This is a genomic window from Dermatobacter hominis, assembly GCF_020715685.1.
GTDB lineage: Bacteria > Actinomycetota > Acidimicrobiia > Acidimicrobiales > Microtrichaceae > Dermatobacter > Dermatobacter hominis.
In genome coordinates this window covers 2,915,194-2,931,262 of the sequence record NZ_CP085840.1, presented here as the reverse complement: position 1 = coordinate 2,931,262, position 16,069 = coordinate 2,915,194, and the positions used below count along the sequence as shown (strand labels likewise).

Below are 16,069 nucleotides of genomic sequence, written 5' to 3'. Positions count from 1 at the left end.
CCGGCGGCGGACGGACCGTCGGTCAGCGCAACGGCGGGAGCCCGACGAACAGTGCCTGCAGCTGCACGGTCTCGTTGGGGTTGTAGACGAGCGCGTCGGCCAGCTCCTGGACGGCATCCGCGGCGGCGAGGAACTGCTCGGGGTCGCCGCCGTCGACGAGCGCATCCCGGTAGCGCGCCACCAGGGCGGCGAGGCCGCTGCGGAGGTCCGCGGTCCGCACCCGTCGCTGCTCGCGCTTGTGGCGGTCCACCAGCGCCTTGCGCTCCCCCGCCACCCGACCGCCCACGAGCTCGGCCCGCTCGTCGAAGTCGGCCAGCTCCGCCGCCTGGCGCTCGGTGAGCGGGACGGCCAGCTCGTCGGTGGCGGCGAGCACCTCGTCGACGAGCGCGGCGGCCGTCGCGCCCGTGCCGTCCAACCGCCCGGGGACCGAGTACCACCGCTCGCGGCGGGCCGAGGCGTTGGGGTCGCGGCCGAGCAGTCGCGCCTGGGTCATCGACCCGCCGGCGCCCTCGGCCGCGGTGCGGGCGGCGTCGGGGTCCACGCCCTCGGCGATCAGCCGGTCGAGGATCGCCGACTCCGCCACGGCGGCGAAGGGCACCCGCACGCAGCGGGAGGCGATCGTCTCCATCTCGGCCGGCAGCTCCTCGGCGAGGACGACGAACACGGTCGACGCCGGCGGCTCCTCGAGCGTCTTGAGGAGGATCGGCGCGACGTTCGTCGCGAGGTGGAAGTCGACGAGCACGACGACCTGCCGCTCCCCCTCGGGCGGCGCCATGTTCGCCCGCACCACGACGCCACGCACCTGCTCCGCGGTGATCGACGCGCCGACGCGCTCGACGACGGTGAGGGACGGGTGCGCCTCCGACGCCACCTGGCGCCGCACCACCGCCGCGGCCTCGTCGTCGAGGCCGTCGGCGAGCAGGTCGGCGGCGAAGGCCCGGGCCGCCTCGCGCGTGCCCGAGCCCTCGGGGCCCACCAGCAGGTAGGCGTGCACCGGCGCCGCGCCCGCAGCCCGGAGCTGTGCGACCGCGGCCTCCTGGCCGACGACCTCGGACCAGAGGTCGTCGGGGACGGCGGGGGCGGGGGGAACCCGGGCGTCAGCGGCCACCGTCGACCACCTCGTCGGGCCAGCGGGTCGCGACCGCGGCACGGACGCGGGCCTCGACCTCGTCGGGGCTGCCGTCGCCGTCGACGACGAGCCACCGGTCGGGGTCGGCCGCGGCCTGGGCGCGGAAGCTGTCGGACACCCGGCGGTGGAACGCCGCGCCGGCGGCCTCGATGCGGTCCCGGGCACCGCCGGTGCGCGCGAGGGCCACCTCGTCGGGCACCTCCAGGAGCACGACGACGTCGGGCAGCAGGCCGTCGACCGCCCACCCGGAGATGCGGGCCAGCTCGACGGGATCGAGGCCCCGCCCCGCGCCCTGGTAGGCGACGGTCGACGGGATGTAGCGATCGCACACGACGTCGCGGCCCGATCGCAGCGCGGGGGCGAGCACCTCGGCGGCGTGCTGGGCCCGGTCGGCCGCCATCAGCAGCGCCTCGGCCCGCTCTGCCATCCGCCCCCCGTCCCCGTGGTCGTCGGTCCCGTCCTCGGGCGGCGCCAGGAGCAGCTCCCGGAGCCGGGCGCCGAGGGCGGTGCCGCCGGGCTCGCGGGTCAGGAGCGCGCCCAGGTGCTCGGCCAGGCGCGCCGCCTGCGTGGACTTCCCCGAGCCCTCGCCGCCCTCGAACACGATGAACCGTCCGCTCATCGTCCTGCGTCCTTCCCGTCGTCCTCGCGAGCGGCGCCCTCGTCGGCTCGGGCGCCGTCGGGAGCTGCGCCGTCGGGGCCCGGCGCGCCGGCGGCGCCCCGACCAGCGTCGCGCCGGTGGAAGTGGGGGATGTCGAGCGGGGCGATCTCACCGGTCACATCGGGCGGCAGCGGCGCGTCGATGCCCAGCCCCTCGGCGATCACCTCGGCGGCCTCGGCGGCGAGGTCCTCGCCCGGTGCTGCGGGCGGCACCTCGGTGGGCGGCACCCCCGTGGGCGGCCCTGGCGGCGGGGGCACCGGCGCGCCCTCGTACGGCGGCGGGGCGGGGGACGGCCCGGGTGGGCCCGGCGCGGTCGGCGGCTGCTCCGCGGTCGGCGGCTGCTCCGCGGTCGGCTCGTCGACGCTGCCGTCGGACCCGGGCAGGAGCGCGGTGGGGTGGTTGCCCCGGGACCGGTCCTCGGCGCTCGGTCCGATCGCCTGCCGGATGCCGTCGCGCAGGTGGTCCCGCAGGCCGACCTTCATCGACCGGCTCGCGATCACGCCGGCGGCGCAGAGGATGAGCGCGGCCAGCCACAACGTGAGGCGCACGCCCGGGATCGCCAGGTCGAACCCGAAGAGGTCGAGCACCGGCACGCCCTCCTGGTCGCCGGTGGCGGAGCGGGCGAACCCGTTGAACACGGTGGCGAGCACGGGACCGATCACGAGCGCCATCAGCACGCAGGCCCGGACGAGGGTGAGCATGGTGGCGAAGATCCGGCCGCGCAGCTCGTCGTCGGTGTGCTCCTGGAGCAGCGTGAAGCCCAGGACGTACACGGCTCCGGCGCACGCCCCGAGACCGAAGATCCCCAGTGCGGCGAGCCAGAACGTCGACATGGACACGCCGAAGAACATCGAGACGCCACCGGCGAACACCAGGATCGGGAACGCCTGCTCCTTGGGCAGGCGCTTCTGCAGCGCCGACAACGAGACCACGCCGGTCGCCACACCCAGGCCGAGGGCCGTGATGAACAGGGGGAAGGTGTCGGCGTTGCCGATGACGAACCGGGCGAACGTGGGGCCGAGCGGCACCAGCATGGCCCCGCCGATCAGCCCGGTCGCCAGGCCGAGGATCACGCCCCGGACGATCGGGTTGGCGCCGATGAACTGCAGGCCCTCCCGCATGTCGTCCAGGGCGCGACGCACGCTCGACCGCTCGTCCTCCTCGGCCTCGCCGAGCGTCGACGCGCTGGCGGTGCCGTTGGCCTCGGCCTCGGCCTCGGCCTCAGCCGCGGCGCGGGCGTCGCGAGCCGCAGCGGACGTGGACGGCAGGCCTCGGTAGACGAACCGGGAGATGATCAGCGCGGAGGCCAGGAACGACAGCGAGTCGAAGTAGAAGGCCAGCGACTGCGTGTCGCCCAGCTCGCGGTTCAGCCCCAGGAAGCCGAGGAAGCTGATCTCGGCCAAGTGGTCGTTCAGCACCTTCAGCACGTACTGGATCGGCCCGGCCACCGGCATGGTCGCGTAGGCGGCCACGAGGCCCAGGGAGTTGGCGGTGGTCAGGCGGTCCGCCGGCACGACCGCCGGAACGGTCGCCTCCTTGGCGGGCGACCACGCCAGCGTGAACATCTCGAGGATGAAGCTCGCGACGATCAGGCCGGGGACGGTCTGCACGAGCGGCAGGAACAGGAACACGATCGCCCGGGCGATGTCCGAGATGACCATGATCTTCTTGCGGTCGAAGCGGTCGACCATGACGCCGATGAACGGGGCCAGGAAGATCCCTGGCGCGACCCGCGCCGTCGTGACGAGCGCGATCGCCGCCTCGGGCTGGGTCGAGATCGACGCGGCGAGCGAGGTGATGGCGAAGAAGCCGACCCAGTCGCCGAGCGCCGAGATGACCTGGACGTTGAAGAGGGCGAAGAAGCGCCGGGTGATGAAGACCCGCTCGATCCACCCGGCCGGTGGGTCGGCACCGGGGACGAGGTCCCCTGGCGCGGTCAGGTCACTCACCGCCGTCCGGCGGAGGTGCTGATCCGGCGCTGTCGCCGTCGTCGGCCGACGCAGCGGCCGCCTTCTTCGCCGTCGCCTTCTTCGCCGTCGCCTTCTTCTTGGCGGGGCTCTTCTTCTTCGCCGCGCTCTTCTTCTTGGCGGTCGCCTTCTTCTTCGCCGGCGCCTTCTTCTTGCTCTTCTTGGCCGGCCCGCGGGCGCGGCGCTCGGCCAGCAGCTCGAGCGCCCGGTCCATCGTCAGCTCCTCGACCGAGTCGCCCTTGCGCAGGCTGGCGTTGGTCTCGCCGTCGGTGACGTAGGGCCCGAACCGACCGTCCTTCACCACGATCGGGCGCTCGGAGTCGGGATCCGGGCCGAGCTCCTTCAGCGGCGGCTTCGGCGCGCCCTGGCCCCGCCGGCGCTTGGGCTGGGCGAGGATCGCCAGCGCCTCGTCGAGGGTGAGCGTGAGGATCTGCTCCTCGGACTCGAGCGAGCGCGAGTCGTTGCCCTTCTTGAGGTACGGGCCGTAGCGGCCGTTCTGGGTCGTGATGACCGCGCCGTCGGCCGGGTCCGCCCCCACCTCGCGGGGCAGCTCGAGCAGCGGCAGCACCTGCTCGAGCGTGACCGTCGCCGGGTCCATCGACTGGAACAGCGACGCGGTGCGCGGCTTGAGCCCGGTCTCGTCGTCGTGCTCGCCCTCCTGGATGTACGGCCCGAACCGGCCGGCCTTCAGGTGCACGACGAGCCCGGTCGTCGGGTGGGTGCCGAGGTCGCGGTCGCCGGAGGGCGCCTCGAGCAGCTCGACCGCGCGCTCGGGCGTGAGCTCGTCGGGCGGCGTGTCGTCGGGGATCGAGGCCCGCTCGACGTCGTCGCCGGCGCCGCGCTCGAGGTACGGCCCGTACCGGCCGACCCGGGCGACGATCGGGACGCCGTCGGCGTCGGCGCCGAGCGGGATCGAGTTCACGGCCCGGGCGTCGATGTCGCCGAGGTCCTCGACCAGCCGCTTGAGCGCCAGGCCGTCGCCGCTGGCCGACGCCGGCACCGGTGCGTCGTCGCCGTTGGCCGCCAGCGCGCCGGCGGCCCCGAAGTAGAAGCGGGTCAGCCACGGCTCCATGTCCTCGGTCCCGGACGCGATGCGGTCGAGGTCCTCCTCCATGGCGGCGGTGAACGCGTAGTCGACCAGCGTCGGGAAGTGCTGCTCGAGCAGCGTCACCACGGCGAAGGCGGTGAAGCTCGGCACCAGCGCCGAGCCCTTCTTCCAGACGTAGCCCCGGTCCTGGATGGTCGAGATCGTCGACGCGTAGGTCGACGGCCGACCCACGCCCAGCTCCTCCAGCCGCTTGACCAGCGAGGCCTCGGTGTAGCGGGCGGGGGGCTGCGTCTCGTGGCCGGCGACGTCGAGCTCGTCGGCCCGGACCGCGTCGCCCTCGGCCATGTCGGGGAGCAGCCGCTCCTGGTCGTCGAGCGCGGCATCGGGGTCGTCGCTGCCCTCGACGTAGGCCCGCAGGTAGCCCGGGAAGAGGATCGTGCGACCCGAGGCGGCGAAGACCGCCTGCTGCTCGGCCGGCGCACCTTCGGTGCCCGGCACGGCGACCGGCGCGGTCGTGGTGCCGAGGCGGACCTGCACCGACTCGCCGCGGGCGTCGTTCATCTGCGACGCGACCGTGCGCTGCCAGATCATCTCGTAGAGGCGGAACTCGGCGTTGGCCAGCTCGCCGCGCACCTGGTCGGGCGTGCGGAAGGAATCGCCGGCGGGGCGGATCGCCTCGTGGGCCTCCTGCGCGTTCTTGACCTTGTTCGCGTAGCGGCGGGGCGCGTCGGGCAGGTAGGCGTCGCCGTACTTCTCCCGGATCTGTCGGCGGGCGGCGTCGAGCGCGGCGTCCGACAGCGTCGTCGAGTCGGTCCGCATGTAGGTGATGTAGCCGTTCTCGTAGAGCCGCTGCGCGGTCGACATGGCCATCGAGGCCGACATGCGGAGCTTGCGGCCCGCCTCCTGCTGGAGCGTCGAGGTCATGAACGGCGGCGACGGCTTGCGCGTGTACGGCCTGCGCTCGACGGAGCGCACGGCCACCGGCCGGTCGGCGAGGGCGTCCTTGACCGCACCGGCCGCCGCCTCCTCGAGCAGCACGACGTCGGCGGCGCGGGCCGACGGCGTGAGCTGGCCGTCCTGCGCGAAGTCCTTGCCCGTCGCGAGCCGGCGGCCGCCGAGCTCGACGAGCGTGGCCGGGAACGGCGTCTGGTCCTTCTCCTCGTCGACGTGGCGGAACGTCGCCTGCAGGTCCCACCAGGACCCGGCCCGGAACGCCATGCGCTCCCGTTCCCGCTCGACGACCACCCGGGTCGCGACCGACTGGACCCGGCCCGCCGACAGGCCCCGGTTGACCTTCTTCCAGAGGACCGGCGAGACCTCGTAGCCGACCAGCCGGTCGAGGATGCGGCGCGTCTCCTGCGCGTCGACGAGCCGGCGGTCGAGGTCGCGCGGGTTCTCGATCGCGTGGCGGATCGCCTCGGGGGTGATCTCGTGGAAGACCATCCGGCGGACCGGCACCCGCGGGTTGAGCACCTCGAGCAGGTGCCACGCGATCGCCTCCCCCTCCCGGTCCTCATCGGTCGCGAGGTAGAGCTCGTCGGCGTCCTTCAGCATCGCCTTCAGGTGCCGGACGTGGTCCTTCTTCTCCGGCGAGACGATGTACAGCGGCTTGAAGTGGTTCTCGGTGTCGACGCCGAGGCGCGCCCAGGACTGGCCCTTGTACTCCTTGGGGACGTCCGCGGCGTTGCGCGGGAGGTCCCGGATGTGTCCGATCGACGACTCGACCACGTAGTCGTCGCCCAGGTACCCGGCGATGGTCCGGGCCTTGGCCGGCGACTCCACGATGACCAGGGGACTGCCCACGGCTCGGTACAAGACACTCCCGGCCGCCTGATTGTCAACCACCCTCCACCGGGGCCCCGTCCCCGGAGGGCCCCTCCCGGGCGGGCCCGCGGCGCCCCGGGTCTAGGGTGCGAACGCCCCTCCGGAGCGCCCGGCGGGCCCGGTCGGAGGCCTCCGGACCGGCACCAGATCGACGTGAGGACGGCGGATGGACCTCGAACCCTCGGACCGTGGCAAGGAGCTCCGTGACCGGCTCCTCGAGTTCATGGACACCCACGTCTACCCGGCCGAGCCGGTGTACCGGGAGCAGATGGCGGCCGCCGGCGACCCGCACGCCCACCCGCCGATCGTCGAGGAGCTGAAGGCCGCCGCCCGCGAGCGGGGGCTCTGGAACCTCTTCCTCCCCCACCGCACCGAGTGGACGCCCGACCCCCTCTCCAACCTCGACTACGCCCACCTCGCCGAAATCACCGGCCGCTCGACGGCCCTGGCGCCCGAGGCGCTCAACTGCGCCGCGCCCGACACCGGCAACATGGAGGTGCTGTCGCTCTTCGGTACGCCCGAGCAGCAGGAGCAGTGGTTGGTGCCGCTGCTCGAGGGCGAGATCCGCTCCGCCTTCGCGATGACCGAGCCCGACGTCGCCTCGTCGGACGCCACGAACATCCAGCTCCGGATCGAGCGCGACGGCGACGACTACGTCCTCAACGGCCGCAAGTGGTGGATCTCGGGCGCGGCGTCGGACCGCTGCAAGATCCTCATCGTCATGGGCAAGACCGACCCGGAGGCGCCCCGGCACCTGCAGCAGTCGATGATCCTCGTGCCCATGGACACGCCGGGGCTGACCCGGGTCCGTGACCTGCCGGTGTTCGGCTACAACGACCGCGAGGGCCACTGCGAGCTGGACTTCACCGACGTCCGCGTCCCGGCGTCCAACCTGCTGTCCGAGGAGGGCTCCGGGTTCGCGATCGCCCAGGCCCGGCTCGGCCCCGGCCGCATCCACCACTGCATGCGCTGCATCGGCATCGCCGAGCGCGCCCTCGAGCTCATGTGCCGCCGGGTCACCGAGCGGGTCGCCTTCGGCAAGCCGCTGTCGGAGCAGGGCGTGGTGCGGGAGTGGATCGCTGACTCCCGCATGGAGATCGAGCAGGCCCGCCTGCTCACGCTCAAGGCCGCGTACCTGATGGACACGGTCGGCTCGAAGGGCGCGGCCATCGAGATCTCGGCCATCAAGGTCGTGGCCCCGAACATGGCGCTGCGCGTCGTCGACCGGGCGATCCAGGCGCACGGGGGCGGCGGCGTGTCCGACGACTTCCCCCTCGCCCAGATGTACGCCGGCTTGCGCACGCTGCGCTTCGCCGACGGCCCCGACGAGGTGCACCGTCGCCAAGTCGCCCGCCAGGAGCTCGCCCGCCACGCCGGCTGACCCGCCTCCCCCGGTTTCTGACGCCAAAACCTGGTCGCCACGCCCACCTCGTGGCGTCAGAAACCGGTGGCCCGGATTCTCGTGTCATCCATGCGTCACCAGGCCCACCTCGTGGCGTCAGAAACCGGTCAGGGGAGGGCGGACCGGTCGTCGACGACGGTGAGGATCCGGTCCACGCCGGTCTCGGCCAGCAGGTCGCGGGCCGGTCCGGGCGGGCACACCACGGCGAAGCGCCCGCCGGCGCGCCCCGCGCGCAGGGCGCCGAGCAGCAGCACGCCGAGGGTGACCGGGTCGACGTAGTCGACGCCGCTGAGGTCGACCGCCGACGCCGGCGAGTCGAGCCGGTCGAAGCTCTGGCGCAGGGCCGGCACCGTGGCGAGGTCGAGGTCGCCGACGACGCAGAGGACGTCCCAGTCCCCCTCCGGCAGCACCCGCACGTCGAACAGCACCTCGCCACGCTACCGGCCGGTTCGCCGGGTCTCCCCGGGGCGCGGGTGCCCGGGGGACCGTCAGGGCGGTGGCGTAGCGTTCCGGGCGCGATGGCCGCGCCGTCAGCTCCCCCTCCCACCGATCCCGAGCACCTCCCGTCCGATCCGGCACCGACCGATCAGGACCGCATCGACGCGCTGGTCGCCGACTGGTCCACCGACCCGCGCCTCGTCCACGTCGAGCGCATCCAGGGGCGCCCGGCGCGGCTGGCCGCCACGGCGCAGCCGCTGCATCCGGAGCTCGAACGGCGGTTGGGCGACGTCCCGCTGTGGTCGCACCAGGCCCGCGCCATCGACCTCGTGCGCGACGGCCGGTCGGTCGTGCTCGCCACGCCCACCGCCTCGGGCAAGTCGCTCTGCTACCAGGTGCCGGCGGCCGAGGCCGCGCTCGAGCGGGGGGCCACCACGTTGATGGTGTTCCCCACCAAGGCGCTCGCCCAGGACCAGCTGCGGACGCTGGCGAGCTGGGACCTGCCCGGCGTGGTCGCGGCCACCTACGACGGCGACTGCACGCCCGAGGAGCGCACGTGGGTCCGGGCCAACGCGGACATCCTCCTCACCAACCCCGAGATGCTCCACCACGGCATCCTCCCCAACCACGGGCGGTGGGCGGCGTTCCTGCACCGGCTGGAGCTGGTCGTCGTCGACGAGCTCCACGTGCTCCGCGGGGTCTTCGGCACGCACACGGCGCAGGTGCTGCGTCGGCTCCGGCGGCTGTCGGAGACCTACGGCGGTTCGCCGCGGTTCGTCTTCACGTCGGCCACGATCGGCGACCCGGCCCGGCTCGCGTCGGAGCTCTGCGGGCTCGACGTGCAGGCGATCACCGTGGACGGCTCGCCGTCGGGCGCCCGGACGGTCGTGCTGTGGAACCCCGAGGCCGAGCTCGTCGGCGCCCTCCCGCCCGACGGGGCCCGGGCCGCACCCGCCGACCCCTCGCCCGACGCCGGGCTCGACGACGCCGGACTCGACCATCCCGAGGCCGGGCTCGACGAGCTCGACGACATGGAGGCCGCGAGCGGCGCCGTCGATCGGCGGTGGTCGGTGCACGCCGAGTCCGCGTCCGCGGCGGCGCGGCTGGTCGCCGCCGGCCTGCGGACGCTCGTGTTCTGCCGCTCCCGACGTGCGACCGAGCTCGTCGCGTCCGAGATCCGCCACCGGCTGCCCGAGGAGCTGGCGCCGACCGTGCGGTCGTACCGGGCCGGGTACCTGGCCGAGGAGCGGCGGGAGATCGAGGAGGAGCTGTTCAGCGGACGGCTCCGCTGCGTGGTCGCCACCAGCGCGCTCGAGCTGGGCGTCGACGTCGGCGGCCTCGACGCGGTGGTGCTGAGCGGCTACCCGGGGACGATCGCGTCGTTCTGGCAGCAGGTCGGTCGCGGCGGGCGCGAGCGGCGCCCCTCCCTCGCCGTGCTCGTGGCCGGTCAGGACCAGCTCGACCAGTGGATGGTCCGCAACCCGCACGAGCTGTTCGGCCGCAGCCCGGAGCCGGCGGTCATCAACCCCGACAACCCCTTCGTGTACGTGCCCCACCTGGCGTGCGCGGCGCAGGAGCAGGCGCTGAGCCGGGCGGACGAGGCGCTCTGGCCCGAGCAGCTCGACGAGGGCGTCCGCCGCCTGGTGATCAGCGACCGGGCCTCGGTCCGCCGGCGCAAGGGCCGGCGCGTGGTCGTGTGGACCGGCCGCGGCCTGCCCGCCCCGACCATCGGGCTGCGCTCGGCGTCGCGCGGCGAGCTGCGCATCCGCGACACCGAGGACCAGCTGATCGGCACCGTCGAGGCGGGGCGCGCCGCCGCGGTCGTGCACCCGGGCGCCGTGTACCTGCACCAGGGCCGGCCCTGGACGGTCGTCGACCTCGACCTCGACGGCCGCACCGCGCTCGTGGAGCCGGCCGACGGCAGCGTGTACACCCGGACCCGCTCCGAGACCTCGATCCGGGTCCTCGAGCAGTCCGACACCCGACGGGTGGGTGCCGCGGGGTTGGCGCTCGGCGCCGTCGAGGTGACCACCCAGGTCGTCAGCTACCAGACCCGCAGCGTCCGCACCCACGAGGTGCTGGACCGCACGCCGCTCGACCTGCCGCCGACCGACCTCGTCACCCGCGCCGTCTGGTACACGTTCTCCGACGAGCTCGTCGGCGGCGCCGGGATCTCGGACCGGGAGCTGCCTGGCGCCCTGCACGCGCTCGAGCACGCGGCGATCGGCATCCTCCCGCTGTTCACCATCTGCGACCGCTGGGACGTCGGCGGCGTGTCGACCGCCTGGCTGTCCGACACCGGGATGCCCACCGTGTTCATCCACGACGCGCACGAGGGCGGCGCCGGCATCGCCGAGCTCGCCTTCGACGCGTCGGACCGCCACCTGTCCGCCACGCTCGACGTCATCCGGGCCTGCGGCTGCGACGACGGCTGCCCGAGCTGCGTGCAGTCGCCGAAGTGCGGCAACGGCAACGAGCCGCTCGCGAAGGAGGCCGCCGCACGGCTGCTCGCCGCGACGCTCGGCGCGACCGTGGCGGCCGACGAGCCGTCGGCGCAACCCGCGTCCTGACGCCGTCCGTCGACCGGGCTGGGAGCACGCTCGGCCGGCGACCCACGCGACGCCCACGCCGCTCGGCGGTGCGCCACGCTGGTCCGACGCCGATGGACGCTCCGCCGCGCACCGACCCCCCGACCGATCCGCCGACCGATCCGCCGACGCGGAGCCGGGCGCGCACCGCCGCGGTGGTCGCGTCGGTCGCGGTGCTGGTCGCGTTGATCGCGCTCGCCGCCGTGCTGGCGTTCCGCACGGACGGCGACCCGGCCCCGGCCGCGCCCGCGACCTCGGCCACGCCGCCGCGATCGGGAGCGGACGGCGGACCGGCACCCGACGCCGCCGCCCTGCTCGCCTACGACCCCGTCGACCTGGCTGCGTCGCCGGTCGGCCCGGACGGGACGGTCACGTTCGCCTCCCCGGGTGTCGACGGGACCGCGCACGAGGTGGCGGCCACCGTGACCCGACCCACCGGCACCCCGGCCGGGTGCGCGGTCGTGGTCCACGGGCTGGGCGGCGACCGGTCGCAGATGAGCCTGGTCGCCGCGCCGCTGGCGCTGATGGGCTGGACCACGATCGCCCCCGACATGGCGTGGGGCACCGACGTCGGGCGCGTGCTCGGCGGCGGCGCCGGGGACCGCGAGATGCGCGACGAGCTCGTCGACGTGCGCCGGTCGATCGACTGGCTCGAGGCCAACGTCGACTGCCGCGGCCGGATCGCCTACGTCGGCGTGTCGATGGGCGCCATGGGCGGCGTGCCGATCGTGGCGGCCGACGACCGCATCGGCGGCTCGATCCTCATCGTGCCCGGCGCGGAGTACCGGCCGGCCATGGTCAACGCCGGCATCGACCCCGCGGATGTCGACATCTCCGCCTGGGACCCGGTGCGCTTCGCCCCGCAGATCGACGACCGGCCCATGCTGGTCGTCAACGCCCGGGACGACGAGCTGATCGAGGCGGCGAACGCGACCGAGCTGCGCGACGCCCTCCCGACCGCCCGGCGCGTGTGGGTCGAGGGCGGGCATGCCCCCGACGCCGGCGCCGTCCTCCAGATCGTGGTCGAGGCCCGGGCGCTCCTCGACCGCATCGGCTGACCGGTCGACGGCGCCCTCACGGTCCCTCGACGCGGACCGACAGCCGCTCGCGCAGCTCGACGCCCGAGAGCACCCGACCGACCAGCGGGAGCGCCGTCGGCGAGGCGGTCACGGTCACCGTGGCCAGGCGGCCCGGCCGCCGGTCGCCACGGACCGCGACGCGCACGTCGCCGGCGCCGGCGTCGTCGAGCGCCGCCCGGGCCGCGGCGGGGGTCGGGTCGACCGCCACCGCCCGGGCCGCCGTCCGCGCCGCGTGCACCACGAGCACGCGGTCGCGGACGACCAGGCCCACCTGCACCACGAGGAGCAGCGCGGTGACGACGACCGGCAGCAGCAGCGCGAGCTCGACCGTCGCCTGGCCGCGCTCGGTCCGGCGCGTGCCGCAGACGCCCGCGCGCCCCGTCACCCGGCCTGGGAGAGGATCCGGCCGACGATGGCGTCGAACAGGCGTGACACCGCGTCGCTGCGGGTGACCCACGCGACGAGCGCCAGCGCCACCGCGGCCGCCCCGAGGAGCACGAGGGCGTACTCGACCGTGCTCTGCCCGGCCTGGTCGCGCCGCGGGACGGCGTGCCAGCGCGCCCAGAGCGCAGCGAGCGGGTCGGGCCGCGCCCGCGGCACGGGGCGGGGGGGCGGGTCGTTCGGGTGGTGGTTCGTCATCGGTGGCCTCCGCTCGGCGTCGGGAGGGGCGGGGGAAGGGGGACGGCGGGCACCGGCCGCTCGACCGGCGCCCCCGACGGTGCGGTGAGCCCGGCGCCGCGTGCGGCCGACAGCCCGACCGGGACCAGCGTGAGCAGCACGAACGCCGGGAGGATGCAGCCGACCAGCGGGAGGAGCAGCAGGATCGGCAGCCGCCGCACCCGCGCCTCCACGCGCCGCCGGGCGCGTCGGCGCTCGGCGTCGGCGAGCCGCAGCAGCGCGGGCGCCGGCGGCGCTCCCGAGCTCGCCGCGGTCAGCAGCGTCGTGGCGAGGGGCTGCGCGGCGGGGCCGAGCGCCCCGGCGAGCCCGGCAACGGCGTCGGCCACCCCGAGGCCGCGCTCGACGTCGGTGGCGGCGCGACCGAGCGCGCGACCCACCGGGCCACGACCGACCCCGCCCACCGCACCGATCGCGCCGGCCACCGTGGCACCCGACGCGGCGGCCACCGCGAGCAGGTCGCAGCACGTGGCCAGGTCGTCGAGCTCGGGGGCCGAGGCCGAGGCCGGGGCCGGGCGACGGCGCGATCGCGGACCGCCGCCCAGCGCCGCCGGCGCGCGCCACCGTCGACGAGCACGGTCGCCGACGGCGCCCGGATCGGCGTGCGGTGCGTCGTCCTCGGGGAACCGCCGAGGACGCGGCCCGGGGACCACCAGCACGGCGACGGCCCACGCCACGGCCACGGCGAGCACCCACGAGGCGATCACCGGGCGGGCTCCCACCAGGGCAGGGCGGGACGGCGACGACCCGGGCGCGCCGGTCCCTCGACGGCCCGGCGCACCAGGGCGCGGGACGCCAGCGCGCCCGCACCGTCGAGCGCGAGCCCGAGCGCCACGCACACCCGACCGGCGGTCGTGGCGGCGACCACCGATGCGAACCCCGGGTCGAGCAGGCCGAACAGCACGGCGCCGGCCGGCGGCAGCGCCACGAGCACGATCGCGGACGTCCGCGCCTGCGCGGCCAGCGCCCGGACCTCGTCGCCGACCTCCACCCGGTCGAGCAGGGCGGCGGCCACGCCGTCGAGCGCCCGCTCCAGCGCGACCGTGCGCCCGATCGAGAAGCGGCAGGCCGCCACGAGCAGCGACACGCCCTCGATGCGCGTGGCCCGGCCCCACAGGTCGAGCACTCGATCGACGCCGTGGCCCCGGTCGAGCAGCGTGACCGCGCCGCGCAGCTCGGTGCCGAGCACGCCGTCGGTCGTGGGCGCCAGCTCCCGCACGGCCACCTCGAGCGTCGCGCCGGCGCGGACCGACCGGGCCAGGTCGGCGACCGCGCCCGGGAGGGTGACGGCGGCGCGGCGCCGGTCGTGCGTCGTCCGAGCGCGCGCGACCGCACGGCGGGCCCACCACCCGAGGGCGGCGGCGGCCAGGGCGGCGAACACCGCCGTCACGGGCCGTCCTCGGCGACGGGGACCAGCCGGCCGTCGGCCGGGACGACGTCGTGCACGGAGACGACCCGCCGTCCTCCGTCGGGCAGGCGGGCCGTCCCGACGAGCGAGTGCACCGCGGCGTGGACCTGGTCCTGCACGACGCCGACCGGCGCACCGTCGGCGCCGGCCACCGCGAACGAGGTCACCCGCCGCAGGGCGTCGTGGGCGGTGGCGGCGTGCAGGGTCGACATCGAGCCGTCGTGGCCGGTGCTCAGCGCCCACACCATGTCGGCGGCCTCGGCGCCGCGCACCTCGCCGACCACGATGCGGTCGGGCCGCAGGCGGAGGGCCACGCGGACGAGCTCGCGGAACCCCACCCGACCGACGCCGTCGGCACCGCCGGGCCGGGCCTCCAGCCGAACGATGCCGCGCCCGTCGAGCCGCAGTTCGGCGACGTCCTCGACGGTCACGACGCGCTCGTCGGCGGGGAGCTCGGCGCAGAGGCTGCCGAGCAGCGTCGTCTTGCCCGACCCGGTCGCGCCGAACACCACCAGGTTGCGCCGACCGACCAGGCGCCGCCGGAGCTGGTCGGCCACGGCGGGCGAGGCCATGCGGTCGAGTGGCACGGGGTCGCGCCGGTGGCGTCGCACCGCCACGAGCGGGCCGTCGACGGCCAGGGGCGGCAGGACCGCCGTGACGCGGGTCCCGTCGGCGAGGCGGGCGTCCACCACCGGGTGGGCCCGGTCCGCGTGCAGGCCGAGCGGCCCCACGAGCCGCTCGATGGCCCGATCCACCGCCGGCCGGTCGACGACGACGCCGCTCGGGTGGAGGCGTCCGTGGCGCTCGACCCACACCTCGCCCGGGCCGTTGACGAGGACGTCGGTGACCGCGGGGTCGTCGAGCAGGGCCTGCACCGGCCCCAGGCCGACGAGGTCGACCGCCAGCGACCGGGCGCGGCGCCGGACCTCGTCGTCGCCGAGCAGGGGCGCCTCCTCGCGGAGCAGGCGGGCCAGCTGGTCGACGGCCCGCTCGGGCGCCGGTGCATCGGTCCCGCGCTGCGTGTCGCCGTCGCGAGCGTCCTCGCCGGCGCGGAAGCGCCGCCGCACCCGGTCGTCGACGTCGCCGCTCACGCGCCCACCTCGGTCGCAAGGGCGTCCAGCGAGCGACCGAAGGAGCGCGGCAGTCGGGCCGCGAGCAGGCCCGCGTCGACCGCACGGGCCACCGCAGGGTCGGCGGCGACCGTGGCGCGCACCGGCACGCCGACCGCCCGGGCCACGTCGACGGCGTCGAGCGCGCGACCGGGTTCGGCGACGAGCACGATGCCGTCGGCGCGCAACCCGCCCTGCGGGCCGAGCGCGGCCACCGCCCGGCGGAGCGCGAGGTAGCAGGGCCGCACGACGAGCAGCGAGGTGCCGGCGGACGTGAGCTCGCCCACCAGCCGGTCGGGCGAGCCCTCGGCGCCGCCGTCCAGGGGTCGGCCGACGGTGCCGCCGTCGACGACGACGGGCCGGCGCTCGGCCCGGAGCGCGTCGACGAGGTCGGGCGAGCGCGACGCCGGCCACCCGGTCGCGGCGCCGGCGGGCACGAGGGCGGGCCCGGCGGCGGTGTCGACCTCGAGCCGCCGCAGCGCGGCAGCATCGCCGCCGTCGGTCGCGAGCCAGTCGCGCACGCCGGGGGTTGCCGGCGTGGCCAGGCCGAGCAGGGCCGGCTGGTCGCCGGCCAGGTCGACGAGGAGGGGGGCCGCCGCCGGCGTGCGCCGTCCGCCGCCCCGCCCGAGCACGCTGGCGAGGCCGGCGGCGACGGTGGACGTGCCCGAGCCGCCCTTGACCGACCAGAGGGTGAGGAGCACGACCGACCTCCCGGACGCGGCACGCCGCGCGGCACGTGGAGGG

Annotated in this window: 14 protein-coding genes; 3 read left to right on the top strand and 11 right to left on the bottom strand. The window is 75.8% G+C overall.

Annotated elements, in window-relative coordinates; all coding sequences use genetic code 11:
• Nucleotides 1-22: 22 nt before the first annotated feature.
• The 4 genes from LH044_RS13910 to topA are packed head-to-tail and all read right to left on the bottom strand — an operon-like array spanning nt 23 to nt 6,605.
• The gene (locus tag LH044_RS13910) at nt 23-1,108 is read right to left on the bottom strand and encodes a DNA polymerase III delta subunit-related protein (RefSeq protein ID WP_227756185.1); all 1,086 of its coding nucleotides are present in this window, start codon (nt 1,106-1,108) and stop codon (nt 23-25) included.
• Nucleotides 1,098-1,748 carry a dTMP kinase gene (tmk, locus tag LH044_RS13905; protein ID WP_227756184.1) on the bottom strand — a complete coding sequence of 217 codons (651 nt, stop codon included), beginning with the start codon at nt 1,746-1,748 and terminating at the stop codon, nt 1,098-1,100. The genes LH044_RS13910 and tmk overlap by 11 nt, the downstream gene beginning before the upstream one ends.
• Complete coding sequence (locus LH044_RS13900) at nt 1,745-3,736, bottom strand: MFS transporter (RefSeq protein ID WP_227756183.1); 1,992 nt, start codon at nt 3,734-3,736, stop codon at nt 1,745-1,747. The genes tmk and LH044_RS13900 overlap by 4 nt, the downstream gene beginning before the upstream one ends.
• A complete protein-coding gene (gene topA / locus LH044_RS13895) occupies nt 3,729-6,605 on the bottom strand; it encodes a type I DNA topoisomerase (RefSeq protein WP_227756182.1) in 2,877 nt (958 codons plus the stop codon). Before topA ends, LH044_RS13900 begins: the two co-directional genes overlap by 8 nt.
• 187 nt (nt 6,606-6,792) lie before the next feature.
• Here topA and LH044_RS13890 point away from each other — a divergent pair, with 187 nt between their 5' ends.
• Entirely contained in the window at nt 6,793-8,007 is a 1,215-nt protein-coding gene (locus LH044_RS13890) for an acyl-CoA dehydrogenase family protein (RefSeq protein WP_227756181.1), read from the top strand.
• Between the two features lie 128 nt (nt 8,008-8,135).
• On the opposite strand, the gene LH044_RS13885 is transcribed toward LH044_RS13890, so the two are convergent.
• Nucleotides 8,136-8,456 carry an STAS domain-containing protein gene (locus tag LH044_RS13885; protein ID WP_227756180.1) on the bottom strand — a complete coding sequence of 107 codons (321 nt, stop codon included), beginning with the start codon at nt 8,454-8,456 and terminating at the stop codon, nt 8,136-8,138.
• A 90-nt stretch (nt 8,457-8,546) separates the two neighbouring features.
• On the opposite strand from LH044_RS13885, the gene sftH reads away from it, so the two are divergent.
• Both sftH and LH044_RS13875 read left to right on the top strand, forming a co-directional pair.
• A complete protein-coding gene (sftH, locus tag LH044_RS13880; RefSeq protein WP_227756179.1) occupies nt 8,547-11,036 on the top strand; it encodes a DEAD/DEAH box helicase in 2,490 nt (829 codons plus the stop codon).
• 92 nt (nt 11,037-11,128) lie between these two features.
• The gene (locus LH044_RS13875; RefSeq protein ID WP_227756178.1) at nt 11,129-12,112 is read left to right on the top strand and encodes an alpha/beta hydrolase; all 984 of its coding nucleotides are present in this window, start codon (nt 11,129-11,131) and stop codon (nt 12,110-12,112) included.
• Nucleotides 12,113-12,128: 16 nt separating this feature from the next.
• Here LH044_RS13875 and LH044_RS13870 read toward each other — a convergent pair whose 3' ends face one another.
• From LH044_RS13870 to LH044_RS13845, 6 genes are read right to left on the bottom strand one after another with little or no spacing between them, the layout of a single operon-like run.
• Complete coding sequence (locus LH044_RS13870; protein ID WP_227756177.1) at nt 12,129-12,518, bottom strand: TadE/TadG family type IV pilus assembly protein; 390 nt, start codon at nt 12,516-12,518, stop codon at nt 12,129-12,131.
• A complete protein-coding gene (locus LH044_RS13865) occupies nt 12,515-12,772 on the bottom strand; it encodes a DUF4244 domain-containing protein (RefSeq protein WP_227756176.1) in 258 nt (85 codons plus the stop codon). The genes LH044_RS13870 and LH044_RS13865 overlap by 4 nt, the downstream gene beginning before the upstream one ends.
• On the bottom strand, nt 12,769-13,515 hold the full coding sequence (locus LH044_RS13860) for a type II secretion system F family protein (protein WP_227756175.1): 747 nt from the start codon (nt 13,513-13,515) through the stop codon (nt 12,769-12,771). Before LH044_RS13860 ends, LH044_RS13865 begins: the two co-directional genes overlap by 4 nt.
• Nucleotides 13,512-14,198, bottom strand: coding sequence for a type II secretion system F family protein (locus LH044_RS13855; protein ID WP_227756174.1), 687 nt, complete (start codon nt 14,196-14,198; stop codon nt 13,512-13,514). The genes LH044_RS13860 and LH044_RS13855 overlap by 4 nt, the downstream gene beginning before the upstream one ends.
• Nucleotides 14,195-15,307, bottom strand: coding sequence for a TadA family conjugal transfer-associated ATPase (locus LH044_RS13850; protein ID WP_227756173.1), 1,113 nt, complete (start codon nt 15,305-15,307; stop codon nt 14,195-14,197). Before LH044_RS13850 ends, LH044_RS13855 begins: the two co-directional genes overlap by 4 nt.
• Complete coding sequence (locus LH044_RS13845; RefSeq protein ID WP_227756172.1) at nt 15,304-16,026, bottom strand: CpaE/TadZ family protein; 723 nt, start codon at nt 16,024-16,026, stop codon at nt 15,304-15,306. Before LH044_RS13845 ends, LH044_RS13850 begins: the two co-directional genes overlap by 4 nt.
• Between the last annotated feature and the right edge of the window lie 43 nt (nt 16,027-16,069).

Excerpts from the sequence above, each read along its gene's own strand:
- LH044_RS13875 (WP_227756178.1), top strand. The coding sequence starts at position 11,129 with ATGGACGCTCCGCCGCGCACCGACCCCCCGACCGATCCGCCGACCGAT.
- sftH (WP_227756179.1), top strand. The coding sequence starts at position 8,547 with ATGGCCGCGCCGTCAGCTCCCCCTCCCACCGATCCCGAGCACCTCCCG.
- tmk (WP_227756184.1), bottom strand. The coding sequence starts at position 1,748 with ATGAGCGGACGGTTCATCGTGTTCGAGGGCGGCGAGGGCTCGGGGAAG.
- LH044_RS13890 (WP_227756181.1), top strand. The coding sequence starts at position 6,793 with ATGGACCTCGAACCCTCGGACCGTGGCAAGGAGCTCCGTGACCGGCTC.
- LH044_RS13865 (WP_227756176.1), bottom strand. The coding sequence starts at position 12,772 with ATGACGAACCACCACCCGAACGACCCGCCCCCCCGCCCCGTGCCGCGG.